The organism is Streptomyces torulosus, assembly GCF_001419765.1.
Lineage (GTDB): Bacteria > Actinomycetota > Actinomycetes > Streptomycetales > Streptomycetaceae > Streptomyces > Streptomyces torulosus.
On the sequence record NZ_LIRK01000543.1, the window covers coordinates 1 to 15,448 of the forward strand.

The 15,448-nt window shown below is 70.6% G+C and carries 15 protein-coding genes and 1 tRNA gene; 11 read left to right on the forward strand and 5 right to left on the reverse strand.

Translation table 11 applies throughout. The features are described 5' to 3' along the window. Positions 1-28 precede the first annotated feature (28 nt). The 9 genes from AOK23_RS32570 to AOK23_RS32610 all read left to right on the forward strand — a co-directional run bounded on the left by AOK23_RS32570 (position 29) and on the right by AOK23_RS32610 (position 9,418). Complete coding sequence (locus AOK23_RS32570; protein ID WP_055716151.1) at positions 29-997, forward strand: complex I subunit 1/NuoH family protein; 969 nt, start codon at positions 29-31, stop codon at positions 995-997. Between the two features lie 2 nt (positions 998-999). Then, the gene (locus AOK23_RS32575) at positions 1,000-1,644 is read left to right on the forward strand and encodes a NuoI/complex I 23 kDa subunit family protein (protein WP_055716152.1); all 645 of its coding nucleotides are present in this window, start codon (positions 1,000-1,002) and stop codon (positions 1,642-1,644) included. Further along, the gene (locus AOK23_RS32580) at positions 1,641-2,447 is read left to right on the forward strand and encodes an NADH-quinone oxidoreductase subunit J family protein (RefSeq protein WP_055716153.1); all 807 of its coding nucleotides are present in this window, start codon (positions 1,641-1,643) and stop codon (positions 2,445-2,447) included. Before AOK23_RS32575 ends, AOK23_RS32580 begins: the two co-directional genes overlap by 4 nt. Continuing rightward, positions 2,447-2,800, forward strand: coding sequence for an NADH-quinone oxidoreductase subunit NuoK (nuoK, locus tag AOK23_RS32585; RefSeq protein ID WP_055716154.1), 354 nt, complete (start codon positions 2,447-2,449; stop codon positions 2,798-2,800). The genes AOK23_RS32580 and nuoK overlap by 1 nt, the downstream gene beginning before the upstream one ends. Beyond that, positions 2,797-4,788, forward strand: coding sequence for an NADH-quinone oxidoreductase subunit 5 family protein (locus AOK23_RS32590; protein ID WP_055716155.1), 1,992 nt, complete (start codon positions 2,797-2,799; stop codon positions 4,786-4,788). The genes nuoK and AOK23_RS32590 overlap by 4 nt, the downstream gene beginning before the upstream one ends. A gap of 6 nt (positions 4,789-4,794) precedes the next feature. Then, positions 4,795-6,369 carry a complex I subunit 4 family protein gene (locus tag AOK23_RS32595; RefSeq protein ID WP_055716156.1) on the forward strand — a complete coding sequence of 525 codons (1,575 nt, stop codon included), beginning with the start codon at positions 4,795-4,797 and terminating at the stop codon, positions 6,367-6,369. Then, on the forward strand, positions 6,366-7,910 hold the full coding sequence (locus AOK23_RS32600) for an NADH-quinone oxidoreductase subunit N (RefSeq protein ID WP_055716157.1): 1,545 nt from the start codon (positions 6,366-6,368) through the stop codon (positions 7,908-7,910). Before AOK23_RS32595 ends, AOK23_RS32600 begins: the two co-directional genes overlap by 4 nt. A 252-nt stretch (positions 7,911-8,162) precedes the next feature. Then, positions 8,163-9,026, forward strand: coding sequence for a zinc metalloprotease HtpX (gene htpX, locus AOK23_RS32605; RefSeq protein ID WP_055716158.1), 864 nt, complete (start codon positions 8,163-8,165; stop codon positions 9,024-9,026). Next, positions 9,023-9,418, forward strand: coding sequence for a YccF domain-containing protein (locus AOK23_RS32610; RefSeq protein ID WP_055716159.1), 396 nt, complete (start codon positions 9,023-9,025; stop codon positions 9,416-9,418). Before htpX ends, AOK23_RS32610 begins: the two co-directional genes overlap by 4 nt. Here AOK23_RS32610 and AOK23_RS32615 read toward each other — a convergent pair. Beyond that, positions 9,412-10,677, reverse strand: a complete 1,266-nt coding sequence (locus AOK23_RS32615) for an APC family permease (RefSeq protein ID WP_055716160.1) — start codon at positions 10,675-10,677, stop codon at positions 9,412-9,414. The genes AOK23_RS32610 and AOK23_RS32615 overlap by 7 nt on opposite strands. Before the next feature lie 188 nt (positions 10,678-10,865). On the opposite strand from AOK23_RS32615, the gene AOK23_RS32620 reads away from it, so the two are divergent. After that, on the forward strand, positions 10,866-11,132 hold the full coding sequence (locus AOK23_RS32620; RefSeq protein WP_055539388.1) for a GlsB/YeaQ/YmgE family stress response membrane protein: 267 nt from the start codon (positions 10,866-10,868) through the stop codon (positions 11,130-11,132). Between the two features lie 105 nt (positions 11,133-11,237). Here the strand turns inward: AOK23_RS32620 and AOK23_RS32625 are convergent, their stop codons facing one another. Further along, complete coding sequence (locus tag AOK23_RS32625; protein ID WP_055716161.1) at positions 11,238-11,726, reverse strand: YajQ family cyclic di-GMP-binding protein; 489 nt, start codon at positions 11,724-11,726, stop codon at positions 11,238-11,240. Between the two features lie 245 nt (positions 11,727-11,971). On the opposite strand from AOK23_RS32625, the gene AOK23_RS32630 reads away from it, so the two are divergent. Next, positions 11,972-12,053 (forward strand) — tRNA-Tyr (locus tag AOK23_RS32630). A gap of 156 nt (positions 12,054-12,209) precedes the next feature. On the opposite strand, the gene AOK23_RS32635 is transcribed toward AOK23_RS32630, so the two are convergent. The 3 genes from AOK23_RS32635 to AOK23_RS32645 form a co-directional block, all read right to left on the reverse strand. Continuing rightward, positions 12,210-13,574, reverse strand: coding sequence for a tyrosine-type recombinase/integrase (locus AOK23_RS32635; RefSeq protein ID WP_055716162.1), 1,365 nt, complete (start codon positions 13,572-13,574; stop codon positions 12,210-12,212). Between the two features lie 71 nt (positions 13,575-13,645). Next, positions 13,646-13,834, reverse strand: coding sequence for a helix-turn-helix transcriptional regulator (locus AOK23_RS32640; RefSeq protein WP_107102924.1), 189 nt, complete (start codon positions 13,832-13,834; stop codon positions 13,646-13,648). Between the two features lie 104 nt (positions 13,835-13,938). Beyond that, positions 13,939-15,360 carry a DNA primase family protein gene (locus AOK23_RS32645; protein WP_055716164.1) on the reverse strand — a complete coding sequence of 474 codons (1,422 nt, stop codon included), beginning with the start codon at positions 15,358-15,360 and terminating at the stop codon, positions 13,939-13,941. Positions 15,361-15,448: the final 88 nt, after the last annotated feature.

Here is a 15,448-nt window from a genome sequence, read left to right on the forward strand (position 1 = left end):
CCCCCGAACCCCCCGCAGGAGGCCCGCGGTGAACGACGCCCTCGACGTCGCCCTGCGACTCCTGCTCGTCTTCGTCGTCTTCCTCACCTTCCCCCTGATCATCGGTCAGACGGAACACAAGGTGATGGCCCACATGCAGGGCCGCCTCGGCCCCATGTACGCCGGCGGCTTCCACGGCTGGGCCCAGCTCGTCGCCGACGGCGTGAAGTTCGCCCAGAAGGAAGACGTCGTCCCGGCCGGCGCGGACCGCCGTATCTTCCAGCTCGCCCCCGCGGTCGCCCTCCTCCCGTACCTCCTCGTCCTCCTCGCCATCCCCATCGGCCCCGGTGAGGGCGCCGTCGGCGAGGTCATCGACGCGGGCATCTTCTTCGTCCTCGCCGTGATGGGCGTCGGTGTCCTCGGCTCCCTCATGGCCGGCTGGGCCTCCGCGAACAAGTTCTCGCTCCTCGGCGGCCTCCGCACCGCCGCCCAGCTCCTCGCCTACGAACTCCCGATGCTCCTGACGGCCGCCTCGGTGGCGATGGCGGCCGGCACGGTCTCCCTCGTCGGCATCCTCGACGCCTTCGAGTGGTGGTGGCTCCCCTGGCAAATCGTCGGCGCGATCGTCTTCTTCGTCGCCGGCCTCGCCGAACTCCAGCGCCCGCCCTTCGACATGCCCGTCGCCGACTCGGAGATCATCTTCGGCGCGTACACCGAGTACACCGGCCTCCGCTTCGCCCTGTTCCTCCTCGCCGAGTACGCCGGCATCGTCGTCCTGTGCGGCCTGACCACCGTCCTCTTCCTCGGCGGCTGGCACGGCCCCTGGGGCGCCGACGGCCTCGGCTGGGTCTGGACCCTGCTGAAGACCGCCGTCCTCGCCTTCATCGTCATCTGGCTCCGCGTCACCTACCCCCGGCTGCGCGAGGACCAGCTGCAGAAGCTCTCCTGGACCCTCCTCGTCCCCCTGTCCCTCGCCCAGATCGCCCTCACCGGCGTCGTCAAGGTGGTGATCCGGTAACCATGGCCCCCATCCCCGGTAGTGGTCTCGCCAAGGGCCTGGCCGTCACCCTCCGCACGATGACGCGGAAGACGGTCACCGAGCAGTACCCGGACGCCCAGCCGGAACTCCCGCCCCGCACCCGCGGCGTCATCGGCCTCTTCGAGGAGAACTGCACCGTCTGCATGCTCTGCGCCCGGGAGTGCCCGGACTGGTGCATCTACATCGACTCCCACAAGGAGACCGTCCCGCCCGCCGCCCCCGGTGGCCGTGAGCGCAGTCGCAACGTCCTCGACCGCTTCGCCATCGACTTCTCCCTCTGCATGTACTGCGGTATCTGCATCGAGGTCTGCCCCTTCGACGCCCTCTTCTGGTCGCCCGAGTTCGAGTACGCGGAGACCGACATCCGCGAACTCACCCACGAGCGCGACAAACTCCGCGAGTGGATGTGGACCGTCCCGGCCCCGCCCGCCCTCGACCCCGGTGCCGAAGAGCCCAAGGAACTCGTCGCCGCCCGCAAGGCCGCCGAAAAAATCGCCGCCACCCAGCAGGCCGAACAGGCCGAACAGGCAGGGCAGGCAGGGCAGGCGGGGCAGGCCGAGCAGACCGGTTCGGGTGAGCGGCCGCAACAGGCCGAGCAGCACCGGCCGGGGGAGGGGAACGCATGAGCGTCACCGCCACCACCGCCCTCGCCCTCGCCGCCACGCACCACCACCCCTCCTTGGCCGCCGTAGAGACCCGCGGCTTCCTCTCGCCGACCGGCGTCGAGATCGCCTTCCTCCTCGTCGGCCTGGTCACCTTCGGCGCCGCGATCGTCACCGTCACCACCCGCCAGCTGGTGCACGCCGCCCTGTGGCTGGTCGTGGCGCTCGGCGGTCTCGCCGTCGAGTACCTGCTGCTCACCGCCGAGTTCATCGCCTGGGTCCAGGTCCTCATCTACGTCGGTTCCGTCGTCGTGCTCCTCCTGTTCGGGCTGATGCTCACCAGGGCCCCGATCGGCCGCTCCCCGGACGCCGACTCCGGCAACCGGTGGGCCGCCCTCACCGTGGCCGTCGCCGCTGCCGCCGCCCTCGTCTGGGTCGTGGTCGACGCCTTCCGCGCCACGTGGATCGACCTCGACGGCCCCGCCGCCGGCTCGACCAAGGCCACCGGCGAAAGCCTCTTCCAGAACTGGGTCCTTCCCTTCGAGGCCCTCTCCGTCCTCCTCCTCGCCGCCCTGGTGGGCGCGATCGTCCTCTCCCGCAAGGCCAGGCAGGAGCCCGACGAACCGAAGACCCCCAACGCGGCCACAGGAACCGCCCCAGCCACCGGGCCCGCCCGGGCCACCGCACCGGCGACGGCGCCCGCCGCGGCCGACACCGCCGTGCCGAAACCGGCACCCACCCTGGCCGAGGCGCCTTCCCCGGCCGACGCACCCGCCGCCCCTGCCGCAGCCGCCGCCCCCGACCCGTCCGAGGGAGGGGTCCGCTGATGCACCTCGCCTATCCCGTCGTGCTCTCCGCCCTCCTCTTCTGCACGGGCCTGTACGGCGTCCTCGCCCGCCGCAACGCGATCCTGGTCCTGATGTCCGTCGAGCTGATGCTCAACGCCGTCAACCTCAACCTCGTCGCCTTCGACGTCTGGCTCAGCAAGGCCGCCGAGGAGACCCTCCACTCCGGGCAGGCCCTGACCCTGTTCACCATCACCATCGCCGCCGCGGAGATCGGCATCGGCCTGGCCATCGTCCTCGCCGTCCACCGCAACCGCGGCACCGCCGACATCGACAAGCTCCGCGACACCGCCGAGCGCCCCGAGCGGAGCGAGAAGGCCGAGGCCAGCGCGTGACCACGACCACCCTCGCCGTCCTCGTCCCCCTCCTCCCGTTCCTCGGCGCCGCCGCCGGCCTGCTCCTCGGCCGCACCGCCCCCGGCTTCGTCCGCCCCCTCGCCGTACTCCCGACCCTCACGGCCTTCGCGCTGGCCGTGCTGGTCGCCGTACGCCAGGGCGGCGACAGCCCCGTCGTCGCGTCCACGCAACTCACCCCGACCGGCTCGGTCCCCATCGACCTCGCCCTGTACATCGACGGCTTCGCCGCCCTCGTCGCCGTGGTGGTCGGCCTCGTCGCCACCTGCGTGCAGATCTACTCGACGGGCTATCTGCGCGACGACCCCCGCTACCCCTCGTACGCTGCCCTCGTCTCCCTCTTCACGTCCGCGATGCTCCTCGTCGTCTACTCCGGCGACCTGATGGTGCTGCTGGTCGGCTGGGAGATCATGGGCATCTGCTCCTACTTCCTGGTCGGCCACTACTGGGAGACCCCGGAGGCCCGCGCCGCCTCCCTCAAGGCGTTCCTGGTCACCAAGCTCGGCGACGTCCCCTTCCTGATCGGTCTGTTCGCGCTCGCCTCGGACGCCGGGTCGTTCCGTATCACCCGGATCCTCGACACCGTCGCCGACGGCGGCCTCGACCACCCGACGCTGATCGCCCTGCTGCTCCTGGCCGGTGTGGCCGGCAAGTCCGCGCAGTTCCCCCTCCACACCTGGCTGCCCGACGCGATGGCCGGCCCGACGCCCGTCTCCGCGCTGATCCACGCCGCGACGATGGTCGCCGCCGGTGTCTACTTCGTCGCCCGCCTCCTCCCGGTCTTCACCGCCTCCGCGGCGGCCCTGGTCGTCCTCGCCGTGATGGCCGCCGTCACCATGGCCGGCTCGGCCCTCGCCGCCCTCGCCCAGGACGACATCAAACGCGTCCTCGCCTATTCGACGATCGGCCAGCTCGGCTACATGACCGGCGCCCTCGCCGTCGGCGACCGCGGCGCCGCCGTCTTCCACCTCATCTCCCACGGCGCCTTCAAGGCGCTGCTGTTCCTCGCCGCCGGCGTGATCATCCACGCCGCAGGCACCAACTCCCTGGCCGCCATGTCCCGCATGAGCAACCTCCGCGCCCGCGTCCCCGACGCCTACTGGACGATGACCGTGGCGCTCCTCGCCCTCGCCGCGATCCCGCCCTTCAGCGGCTTCTTCTCCAAGGAGTCCGTCCTCGGCGCCGCCGAGACCGCCGCCGAGGGCCACGCCGAGCACATCCCCGGCGCCGCCGGCTGGACCGTCCTCGTCGCCGGCCTGCTCACGGCCCTCCTCACCGCCGCGTACGCCACCCGCCTGTGGCTGCGCACCTTCCGCGGCCAGGGCGACGAAGCCCCCGACCACGGCCGCCAGCCGCTCAGCATGACCGTGGTCCTCTGGGTGCTCGCCGTCCCGTCCCTCGCCCTCGGCGGACTCGCCTACGGCACCCTCCCCGACTGGTTCGACGGCGACGACCTGGCCCCGACCCTCACCACGTCCGTCCTCGGCACCGGCCTCGCCCTCACCGGCGGCCTCGTGACGTATGCGGCCTGGCGGTACACCACGGCCCTGGCCCGCACCCCGCTCGGCGCGGTCGCGGCCCACCCCGAGGCGGACGCCGCGACCGTCGAGGCGGAGGCCATCGCGAGCCACGCGCCCGCCTACGGGGACGTGGCCTCGGCACCCGACCCGACGGACCCCTCCCGGGTCCTGCTCGGCCCGCTGCACCGCCACGCAGCCGTCGGCTTCCACCTCGACGCCGTGTACACGGCCCTGTTCGTCCGCCCGGTCCAGGCCGGCGCGCGACTCGTCCGGTTCCTCGACCGCGAGGTCGTCGACACCTACGTACACGGCGCGGGCGCCCTGCCCCGCCTGCTCGGTGCGGCCGTACGGCGGGCGCAGACCGGCAATGTGCAGACCTATGTGAGCGCGCTGCTCGCCGGCACCGTCGTCCTGGTGGTCGCCGCCCTTCTCGTCGCCACGGGAGCGTGAGCAGGCGTGATCGATATCAACGAGTCCGTGATGCAGGTCCTTCTGGCGTTCGTCGTCGTCGGCCCGCTCATCGGCGCCGCCGCCGCTCTCCTGCCCGCCCCGCCGGGGCTGAAGGGGAAGTCACCCGAGCAGGCCGTGCTCCGCCACGGGATCACCGTGACCGGCGCGGTGCTCATCGCCGCGATCGTCCTCGCGCTCGGCTTCGACCACGACCATCCGTCGAGGATGCAGGCCAGTACCGACATCAGCTGGATCCCCGCACTCGACGTGCGCATCCACCTCGGCATCGACGGCATCTCCCTCCCCCTCCTGGTCCTGACCGCGCTGCTGACCTTCCTCTGCGCGCTCTACTCGTACTTCAAGCTGCCCCCGGGCCCGTCCCCGAAGGCGTTCGTCGCCCTGCTGCTCGTTCTCGAGTCCGGCACCCTCGCGACCTTCGCCGTCCTCGACCTGCTGCTGTTCTTCCTCGCGTTCGAGATGGTGCTCATCCCGATGTACTTCCTCATCGCCCGCTGGGGCGGTGAGCAACGCACGCAGGCCGCTTGGAAGTTCATCCTCTACACCCTGCTCGGTTCCGTGGTCATGCTGCTCGGCCTGCTCCTGATCGGACTCAGGGCGGGCACGTTCGACATGGTGGCACTCACCACTGACAATCACCCCGAGCTGACCACATCCGTGCAGGTCATCGCCGTTCTGACGATCGGGATCGGGCTCGCGGTGAAGACCCCGATGTGGCCGCTGCACAGTTGGCTGCCGGACGCCCACACCGCCGCCCCGACCGTCGGCTCGGTCCTGCTGGCCGGCGTCCTGCTGAAGATGGGCACCTACGGGTTCGTCCGCATCCTGCTGCCGATCACCCCCGACGGCTTCCGCACCTTCGCGCCGTACCTCGCCGCCTTCGCGGTCGTCGGCATCATCTACGGGTCCCTCGCCTGCCTCGCCCTCGCCCGGCCGGGCGCGAAGGGCGACCTCAAGCGCCTCATCGCGTACTCCTCCGTCGGCCACATGGGCTTCGTGCTCCTCGGCATCGCGACGATGACCCCGACCGGCGTGAACGGCGCCCTGTTCGCCAACATCGCCCACGGCCTCATCACCGGCCTGCTGTTCTTCCTCGTCGGCGCCCTCAAGGACCGCACGGGCACCACCGACCTCGACAGCCTGGCCCAGGGGACCGGCGCCGCCCTCTACGGCAGGGCGCCGCGCCTCGGCGGCCTGCTCGCGTTCGGCGCCGTGGCCTCCCTCGGGCTGCCCGGCCTCGCCGGGTTCTGGGGCGAGATGCTCGCCCTGTTCGGCGCGTTCCGCCCCGCCGACGACCTCAGCCGCCCGGCCTTCCTCACGTTCATGGCGATCGGCGCGTTCGGCACCCTCCTCACCGCCGCGTACATGCTGATCGTGGTCCGCCGCGTCTGCATGGGCGGCGCCCCGCAGGAGGGGCCACGGCTCGCCGACGTACAGACGTACGAGTTCGCGGCCTGGACCCCGCTCGTCGCCCTCACCGTCCTCGCCGGTCTCTGGCCCGCGGCCCTCCTCGGCCTGACCGACCCGGCCGTGCAGCAGCTCCTCGCAGGAGGCACCCGATGAGCTCCCTGGCCCTGACGACGGCCCCGACGGCCCAGCCGCTGGCCGAGTCCGTCGTCCAGTCCGTCGACTGGCTCGCCGTAGCGCCGCCCACGATCGCCGCCGTCGTCGGCCTCGCCGTGCTCGTCACGGACCTCTTCGTGGACGACACGAAGAAGGCCCTGCTCGGCTGGACGTCCGTCGCGGGCCTCGCCCTGTCCCTGCTGGCCCTGATGCCCCTCCTGGACGGTGACCGCGCCACCTTCTGCCTGAGCGGCAGCCCGGACGTGTGCAGCTACACCGCCGACCGCTTCACCCTCGTCATCCAGTTCATGGTGCTCGGCGGCGCCCTCCTCGCCGCGCTGCTGTCGATGACGGCCCTGAAGGACAACCGCAAGGAACTGCCGGCCGGGGAGTTCTGGTTCCTGCTCCTGTCGTCCGCCGCGGGCGCCGCCCTCCTGCCCGCCGCCCGCGACCTCGCCACCCTCGTCGTCGCCCTGGAGGTCGCCTCGCTGCCCGCCTTCGCCCTGGTCGGCATCCGCCACGGCGACAAGCGGTCCTCCGAAGCGGCCCTGAAGTTCTTCCTGTCGTCCGTCACCGCGACCGCCGTCAGCCTCCTCGGCATCAGCTTCATCTACGCCACCACCGGCACCCTCTACCTCACCCAGATCGCCGACCGCGTCCAGAACGTCGACGGCCAGCTCCACACCGTCACCCAGACCGGCGTCGTCCTCACCCTCATCGGCTTCGCCTTCAAGACGGCCGCCGTACCGTTCCACTTCTGGGTCCCCGACACCTATGTGGGCGCGCCCCTCCCGGTGGCCGCCTACCTGTCGGTCGTCGGCAAGGCGGTCGGTTTCTCCGGGCTGATCCTCGTCACCGTCGTCGCCCTGCCGTCGTACGCCGACGTCTGGGGCCCCGCCCTCGCCGCGCTGGCCGCGCTCACCATGACCGTCGGCAACGTCGGCGCCCTCAGACAGCGCTCCACGCGCGCGTACAGCGCGGTCCGGTTGCTCGCCTGGTCCTCCGTCGGCCAGGCCGGCTACCTCCTGGTGCCGATCGCCTCCGCCGCCTACACCGACGACGCCGAGCGGGCCATCGGCTCCACCGTCGCCTACGCGCTGATGTACGCGGCCGTGAACCTCGGCGCCTTCGCCGTGGCCGCCCTCGTCGGCCGCACCAGGACCCTCAACCGCGTCAGCGACTACCGCGGCCTCTACGCGTCGAGCCCCCTGACCGCGCTGCTGCTGGGCTTCTTCCTGCTCTGCCTCGCCGGACTGCCGCCGGGCATCATCGGCCTGTTCGCCAAGGTCACCGTCTTCTCGGTGGCCGTCGACGCGGGCCTCGGCTGGCTCGCCGTCGTCATGGCCGTCAACGTCGTGATCGCGCTGTTCTACTACCTCCAGTGGACCGCGCTGCTGTTCCGCGCCCCCGAGGGCGAACCCGAGCCGCACCGCGTCCCCGCCCCGCTCACCCTCGCGATCGCCCTCACCGGAATCGTCGGCATCGCCCTCTCCGGAGCCCCCCAGCTGATCCTGCGCTTCGCCGACACCGCCCTCTTCTAGAGCCGGTCGACCCGACAGGCACAGCCACCCCTCTGGCATCCGGCACGCACGCGTGGGCACTCGATGCCCCGTACACGCGTGCGTGCCGAGGCGTCCGGCCGCCACCCGGACGGCCCCGCCCCGGCCCGCGCGCACAAGGGAACTAGTGCTCTCCGCCTCGCGTTGACCAGTACGGGAGGGTCCACTGAGAAGTGGAGTCAACAGCGACAGCAGGCAAAGGGTTCCCCTGCCGCACGACTTGGAGGGCGTACCGTGCACCGCCGGCACAACGGGCTCAGGACCGCCGTACTCCTCGGGGGACTGTCCGCACTCATCATCGTCATCGGCAGCCTCTTCGGCCGGACGGGCCTGATCATCGCGGTCGTCGTCGCCCTCGGCACGAACGCGTACGCCTACTGGAACAGCGACAAGCTGGCTCTACGCGCGATGCGCGCCCGACCGGTCAGCGAGTTCGAGGCCCCCGCCCTGTACCGCATGGTCCGCGAGCTCTCCACGCAGGCCAGGCAGCCCATGCCCCGCCTGTACATCTCCCCGACCGACGCCCCGAACGCGTTCGCGACGGGCCGCAACCCGCGCAACGCGGCCGTGTGCTGCACGGACGGCATCCTCCGCCTCCTCGACGAACGGGAGCTGCGCGGTGTCATCGGCCACGAGTTGAGCCATGTCTACAACCGCGACATCCTGATCTCATCGGTCGCGGGAGCCCTCGCCTCCGTGATCATGTTCCTGGTCAACTTCGCCTGGCTGATCCCGATCGGCCGCTCCGACGACGATGACGGCCCCGGTCTCCTCGGCATGCTGCTGATCATGATCCTGGGTCCGCTCGCCGCCGGCCTCATCCAGCTCGCGATCAGCCGGTCCAGGGAGTACGAGGCGGACGCCTCCGGCGCCCAGCTGACCGGTGACCCGCTGGCCCTCGCCGCCGCCCTGCGCAAGCTCGAAACGGGCACCAAACAGCTCCCGCTGCCCCCCGAGCCCCGCATCGAGACGGCGAGCCACATGATGATCGCGAACCCCTTCCGACCCGGTCAGGGCTTCTCGAAGATGTTCTCCACGCACCCGCCCATGGCCGAACGCATCGCCCGACTCGAGAAGATGGCAGGTCGCCCCCAGTGAAGACGATCCTCAACATCATCTGGCTCATCCTCAGCGGCTTCTGGCTCTTCCTCGGCTACGTGGTCGCGGGACTCATCCTCTGCATCACGATCATCGGCATCCCCTTCGGTATCGCCGCGTTCCGCATCGGCGTCTACGCCCTGTGGCCCTTCGGGTACACGGCGATCGAGCGCCGTGACGCGGGCGCGCCCTCGTGCGTCGGCAACGTCCTGTGGCTGATCCTGGCGGGCTGGTGGCTCGCGCTGACCCACATCTTCACGGGCCTGGCGCTCTGCATCACGATCATCGGCATCCCGTTCGGTATCGCCAACTTCAAGCTCGTCCCGCTCTCCCTGATGCCCCTGGGCCGCGAGATCATCTCCACGGACGAGCCCTTCGCCGGACGCTACTGACCGGCGCGGCCGCGGCGGTGCCACCACCGCCGCACGACGTAGGCCGCGGCCCCCGCGCCCAGTACGGCGGCGCCCACCGCCACCGACACCCAGGGCAGCGCGAACGCCACGACGACGCAGCCGACGAGCCCCACGACGGGCACGATCCGCGCGACCGGCGCGGGACTCAGCGTCCAGGCGGACGCGTTGGCGATCGCGTAGTAGGCGAGCACGCCGAACGAGGAGAAGCCGATCGCGCCCCGGACGTCGACGGTCGCGGCCAGCACGGCGACCACCGCGCCGACGGCCAGCTCCGCCCGGTGCGGCACCTGGAACCGGGGGTGCACGGCGGCCAGGACCCCCGGCAGATGCCGGTCGCGGGCCATGGCGAGCGTCGTCCGCGAGACCCCCAGGATCAGCGCCAGTAGCGACCCCAGCGCGGCCACCGCCGCACCGACCCGCACGACGGGCACGAGCCCCGGCGCCCCGGCCGCCCGTACCGCCTCGGCCAGCGGGGCCGACGCCTGCCCGAGACTGCCCGAGCCCAGCACCGACAGCACGGCGACCGCGACGGCCGCGTACACCACGAGCGTGATGCCCAGCGCGAGGGGGATCGCACGCGGGATGGTGCGCGCCGGGTCGCGTACCTCCTCGCCCAGGGTCGCGATCCGCGCGTACCCGGCGAACGCGAAGAACAGCAGTCCGGCCGCCTGCAACACCCCGCCCACGCCGCCCGACGCCCCGATGTCCAGCCGCCCGGCGTCGGACCGGCCGGAGGTGAGGCACACGACGACCACGGCGGCGAGGACCGCCAGCACGACGGCGACGATCACCCGCGTCAGCCAGGCCGACTTCTGGATGCCGCCGTAGTTCACGGCCGTCAGCGCCACCACGGCGGCCACGGCCACGGCGTGCGCCTGTTCCGGCCAGACGTACGCCCCCACGGTGAGCGCCATGGCCGCGCACGAGGCGGTCTTGCCGACGACGAAGGACCAGCCGGCCAGATACCCCCAGAAGGCGCCGAGCCGCTCACGCCCGTACACATAGGTACCGCCCGAGGCCGGGTAGAGGGCCGCGAGCCGGGCGGAGGACATGGCGTTGCAGTAGGCGACGACGGCGGCGAGCGCGAGACCGAGGAGCAGCCCGGACCCGGCGGCGTGCGCCGCGGGCCCCAGTGCCGCGAAGATGCCCGCGCCGACCATCGATCCGAGGCCGACGACCACCGCGTCACCGACGCCGAGCGTGCGCCGCAACCGGGCGTCCGAAACGGGCTGTGTCATGAGCCGCACCCTACTGACCAGCGCAACCGCCGGACGTACGAGAGGCGTCCTCCCGAACAACAGAGCACGACGACCGGGCCCGGCACCACGGAACCCTCAGGAACCGCGTACGCGACCGTCGGGAACGACGTGACGCAGACAACACCCGGGCGCGGCACAGGCACGGCACGAAAGGGCAGGTTCACGGCATGAGCATCATCGGCTGGATCGTTCTGGGGCTGTTGGCCGGCGCCATCGCCAAGTTCCTGCTGCCGGGCCGCGACCCGGGCGGCTTCATCGGCACGACCCTCATCGGCGTCGCTGGAGCGTTCATCGGCGGCTGGATCTCCGCCCGCTGGCTGGACCATCCGATCAGCAAGGACTTCTACGACGGTGCCACCTGGGCGGCCGCGATCGGCGGCTCCCTGGTCCTGCTGATCGCCTACCGCCTGCTGTTCGGCCACTCCCGACGCTGAGCGGCGACCGCGGCCCCCGCGGGTCGCGCACCCGCCGCACGTCCATCGGCCGTCGTACAACGGGTGGGCCCTGGCTCCGGCCGAGGGCCCACCCTCCGGTACGGCCTACCGGTAGTTGACGAACTGGAGCGCGAAGTCGAAGTCCTTGCCCTTGAGGAGGGCGATCACGGACTGCAGGTCGTCACGGCTCTTGGAACTCACGCGGAGTTCGTCGCCCTGGACCTGGGCCTTGACGCCCTTGGGGCCCTCGTCGCGGATGATCTTCGCCACCTTCTTGGCGTTCTCCTGGGAGATGCCCTCCTGGATCTCCGCGAAGATCTTGTACTCCTTGCCGGACAGCTGGGGCTCACCCGCCTCCAGCGCCTTCAGCGAGATGCCCCGCTTGATCAGCTTGGACTGGAAGACGTCGAGGACGGCCTTCACCCGGTCCTCGGAGTTCGCCTCCATCAGGATCTTCTCGCCGGACCACGAGATCGAGGCGCCGACGCCCTTGAAGTCGTAGCGCTGCGAGATCTCCTTGGCGGCCTGGTTGAGGGCGTTGTCGACCTCCTGCCGCTCGACCTTCGAGACGATGTCGAAACTGGAGTCGGCCATGTCCTGTGGCTCCTTGTATCGGGGTATCGGGGGGCGTGTCGGGACCATCGGACACGTGCCGGCGCGCGCACAGGCGATCGCCGAGCCCGGTGTCAGGTCCCGCGCCGCATCCGGACAAGCCTAGCCACCCAGCCCCCTCCGAGTGCTGATCAATCAGGTGGCGAAGCACCCCCACGCATCAGGTATCGTTTACGTCGTCGCCACGGAGCACCGCCGAAAAGCGGTTCGAAGGGCGGCAAATCCCAGGCGGTGTGCCCGAGTGGCCAATGGGAGCGGACTGTAAATCCGTCGGCTTAGCCTACCCAGGTTCGAATCCTGGCGCCGCCACAGGACCGAAAGGGCCCGTGACCAGCTGAAAAGCTGATCGCGGGCCCTTTTGGTGTTCAGGCTGACCGTGGGGCGATTTCTAGGGCTTTGCCCCACCTTGTCTCACCCTGATTCGCCTGTTGACCAGTGCGCGTGGGGCATCTGTGGGGCACGTCGTCACGCCCAATGCTCCAGCGCCGCGTCAATTCGAGCGTTGGCCATGGCCGTAGCTCCGTCGAGGCACTTCGCGTAGACCTTCAACAGGACGGCTACCGAGTGGCCGGCGCGCCGTGCGACCTCCACCGGGTCGACCCCGGAGTTCAGCCAAAGGGACACGCATGCGTGACGGAGATCATAGGGGCGTGCGGCGAGCGGTGAGGCGTGCTGCTGCGGTGTGAGCGCCTTCCTACGGGCGCGGGCCCACACCTCGCCGTAGCCGCTCTCCTGTACGAGTCCGCCACGCGCCGTGCGGAACAGCCGACCGTCGGGGGCGACGCCGTGGGCCTGGATGTGCTCGCGGAGCATGGCGGTGAAGTGCGGCGGGATGGGGACGTGCCGGATCTCCCGTTCCGGGCGCCACTTCAGCCCTCGCGTGTCGTGCGGGTCGCCGGTGTCGGTCCAGCCGCGACCGACACGGGGGCGGGAGCCGTCCAGGTGCAGCGTGCCCCACCCCGACGGGGGCAACTCGCAGTTCTCATGGCGTAGCCAGACAGCCTCTGCGGGACGCAGGGCTGCGTGGTAGAGGCACCCGAAGAATGCCCTGAGGTGCTCGCCGCGGGCGCCCTGCGCGGCGACCGCGTCCAGCAGCGTGCGGGCTTTGCGAGGGTTGACCACACAGCCGGGGTCGATCCCGTCGGTGGTCGGCGGGATGACCCACTGAACCTGGGTGAGCGGGTTATGGGGCAGGCGCCGGGCCTCGACCGCGAACCCCAGCGCGTTGTGGAAGACGGCGCGCTTGCGCTTCACGGTCGACGCGGCGGCCTTCTTGCCATCCAGACGCTGAGTGAAGGCGGTCAGCACCTTACGCATCACAAGCGGGTCGTCCAGGGCGCTGACAGGCATCGCGTTGCGCTCCACCCACGCGAGGACGCGCCCCACTTCCGCCGGCGGGTCTTCCGTCCAGCGGTTGAAGTTGAACGCCCAGCTGTACAGGGCCTGACGCAGGACACGGGGGTCGGGCATGCCGCGACGGCTGGTCACCAGTACGGGCATGGCTGTGGCCATGGTGTCGGCGAGTCCTGTGCGGGTCTTCGCGGGCGCTGTGGGCCACTTCATCTCGATGTAGTCGCGTGCGTGCTGGTAGCACGTCACGTCGTTGCGCTGACGGATCTCCCTGACCGGCACGCCGGCCGCCTCGTCGAAGGGCTCACCGCCGTTGACGGCGGTCAGAAGTTCCGCGCGCCGACTGTCGGCGAGGGTCTTGGTGGCGAACGTCTGGGAGTGCGGGGTGTCGCCCACTTTCCAGCGCAGTTCGGCTGAGGACTGGCCACGGTCCTTGCGCTGACGGACGGCCCAGATTCGAACGTCGTACGTGGTGCCCACGCGGGTCCTTCCATGAGAACGGGCCCGCCGTGAGGCGGGCCCGTGGTCGAGCGGTTGTCAGGGGCGGTCGATCAGTAGGCGGGGTGTTCGAGGTTGCTCCACCACTCGTCCAGGTCGCTGCGGCTGATCCGGATCAGGCCGTTGGGGAGGTAGGTGATGCGCGGCGCCTGACCACGAGCCCTCATGCGATAGAAGGACGCGCGGCTGACACCGATCTCTTCCAGGACTTCACGGAGCTTGAGCTTCCGGGCGGGGGCCACGGTTTCGGTTCCTCCGGGGTCGTGGGGGAGTTGGAGTGACATTGCTCTGAGTCGCGACTCATCGCGACTCAGAGCAGGTTGGTGAGGGCTTGAGTCGCGATGAGTCACGACTCAGGCAAATGTGGTTCGGGCACGTTCAGCGTGATCCCGGTGTACGTGGCGACCTGCCGGCCGTAGGTGTCGCGGGGCCGGGTGCGGTTGAGTTGGGGGACGACGGAGAGCAGATTGCGGCCGAAGACCTGCTTCGTGCCGGGGCGCACGCCGTTGTCCTCGGCCCACTCGCGCCAGACGTTCCACAGCGCATCCACCGGCACGGTGCACGCGGGCCCGGTGGTGCAGCGTTCGCGGACGAACGCGCTGGTCGGGCTCGCGGTGTCGCGCATGGTGGTGATGGCCTCGCGGCTGGAGGCTGGTTCGGTGATGCGGCCGGTGCGTTGCAGGCGGGCGAGTCCATCCAAGGCCCAGTTGAGGATGCCGGGCATTTCGGCGGTAAGCCGGTTGGTGAGGGTGGTGTCTTCCTTGCCCAGCCACGACAGGCGGGTGTTGAGCAGGATGAACCGGTTGGCGGTGACGCCGGATGAGTCGCCGAAGTGGGGCAGTTCGTTGGACAGGATCACCAGCCGCGAGGGCAGCTTTCCGGTCCAGGGCTCGCGGTACTTGCGGTCGACGTCGATGGTGTCCTCACCGGAGATCGTCAGCAGCCGTTCGACGACTTGGCTGTTGTCGTTGCCGGACAGGCGGGCGTCGGAGATGACCGCGAGTGGTTTGCCGATCAGGGTGCCGAGTCCGAAATTCGTGCCGAGACCGGCGAGGGTCGGTCCGGCGAGGTTCTCCTTGCCGACCAGTGCTTTCAGCACACGGGCGATGGTGCCCTTGCCGGAGCGGGACGGGCCGACGACGAGCAGGATCTTCTGCTGGTCGGTGCGACCGGAGACGACGTAGCCGAACCATTCCTGAAGGGCGGTGATGGAGTCGGGGTCGTCGGGCCAGACCTGCGCGAGGAAGTTCTCCCATGTCGGGGCGGTCGCGGTGGGGTCGTAGTCGAACGGCACGGAGACGATGTTGAAGAACTCCGGTGTGTGCGGCAGGAGCGCCCGGTCTCGGATGCGTAGTAGCCCGTTCTGGCAGGCGACGATGGGGCCGTGGTCCTGCCCGGTGGCGCCCTCGTCGTCGATCCAGGCAGGGGCGTCGGTGTCGGTGGGCAGGAGGATGATCAAGCCCAGGGCGTCGAGCAGGTTGCTGATCTTCTGCTTCGTGGGTGCCCAGTCGCGTTCCTCGGTGTCGCCGTCCTTGACCGGCGCGAGGTAGACGGCGTGCTCCAGGCGCTTGTACATGGCGGCGCGTACCTGCGCTTCGTCCGTCTCTCGCCAGCAGGTGCCGTTCCAGCGCATCCAGGACGCGCGCCAGCGTCGGCATACGAGTTGTCCGTCCTCGGTCTGCCAGTCGGGCAGGAGACGGCGGGCGACCGCGAGCGGGTTGGACGGCGGGGGCAGTTGCTCGCCCTGGGTGGTGCGGGTGTCCATCATGCTGCCGTCCTCCCTTCGGTGGCGGTGGTGTGGGGGCAGATGCCGACGATGACGCGGTCGGTCAGCCTTGCGACGGCCCCGCGGCCAC

Excerpts from the sequence above, each read along its gene's own strand:
- AOK23_RS32600 (WP_055716157.1), top strand. The coding sequence starts at position 6,366 with ATGAGCTCCCTGGCCCTGACGACGGCCCCGACGGCCCAGCCGCTGGCC.
- AOK23_RS32620 (WP_055539388.1), top strand. The coding sequence starts at position 10,866 with ATGAGCATCATCGGCTGGATCGTTCTGGGGCTGTTGGCCGGCGCCATC.
- AOK23_RS32625 (WP_055716161.1), bottom strand. The coding sequence starts at position 11,726 with ATGGCCGACTCCAGTTTCGACATCGTCTCGAAGGTCGAGCGGCAGGAG.
- nuoK (WP_055716154.1), top strand. The coding sequence starts at position 2,447 with ATGCACCTCGCCTATCCCGTCGTGCTCTCCGCCCTCCTCTTCTGCACG.
- AOK23_RS32615 (WP_055716160.1), bottom strand. The coding sequence starts at position 10,677 with ATGACACAGCCCGTTTCGGACGCCCGGTTGCGGCGCACGCTCGGCGTC.
- AOK23_RS32645 (WP_055716164.1), bottom strand. The coding sequence starts at position 15,360 with ATGATGGACACCCGCACCACCCAGGGCGAGCAACTGCCCCCGCCGTCC.
- AOK23_RS32580 (WP_055716153.1), top strand. The coding sequence starts at position 1,641 with ATGAGCGTCACCGCCACCACCGCCCTCGCCCTCGCCGCCACGCACCAC.
- AOK23_RS32575 (WP_055716152.1), top strand. The coding sequence starts at position 1,000 with ATGGCCCCCATCCCCGGTAGTGGTCTCGCCAAGGGCCTGGCCGTCACC.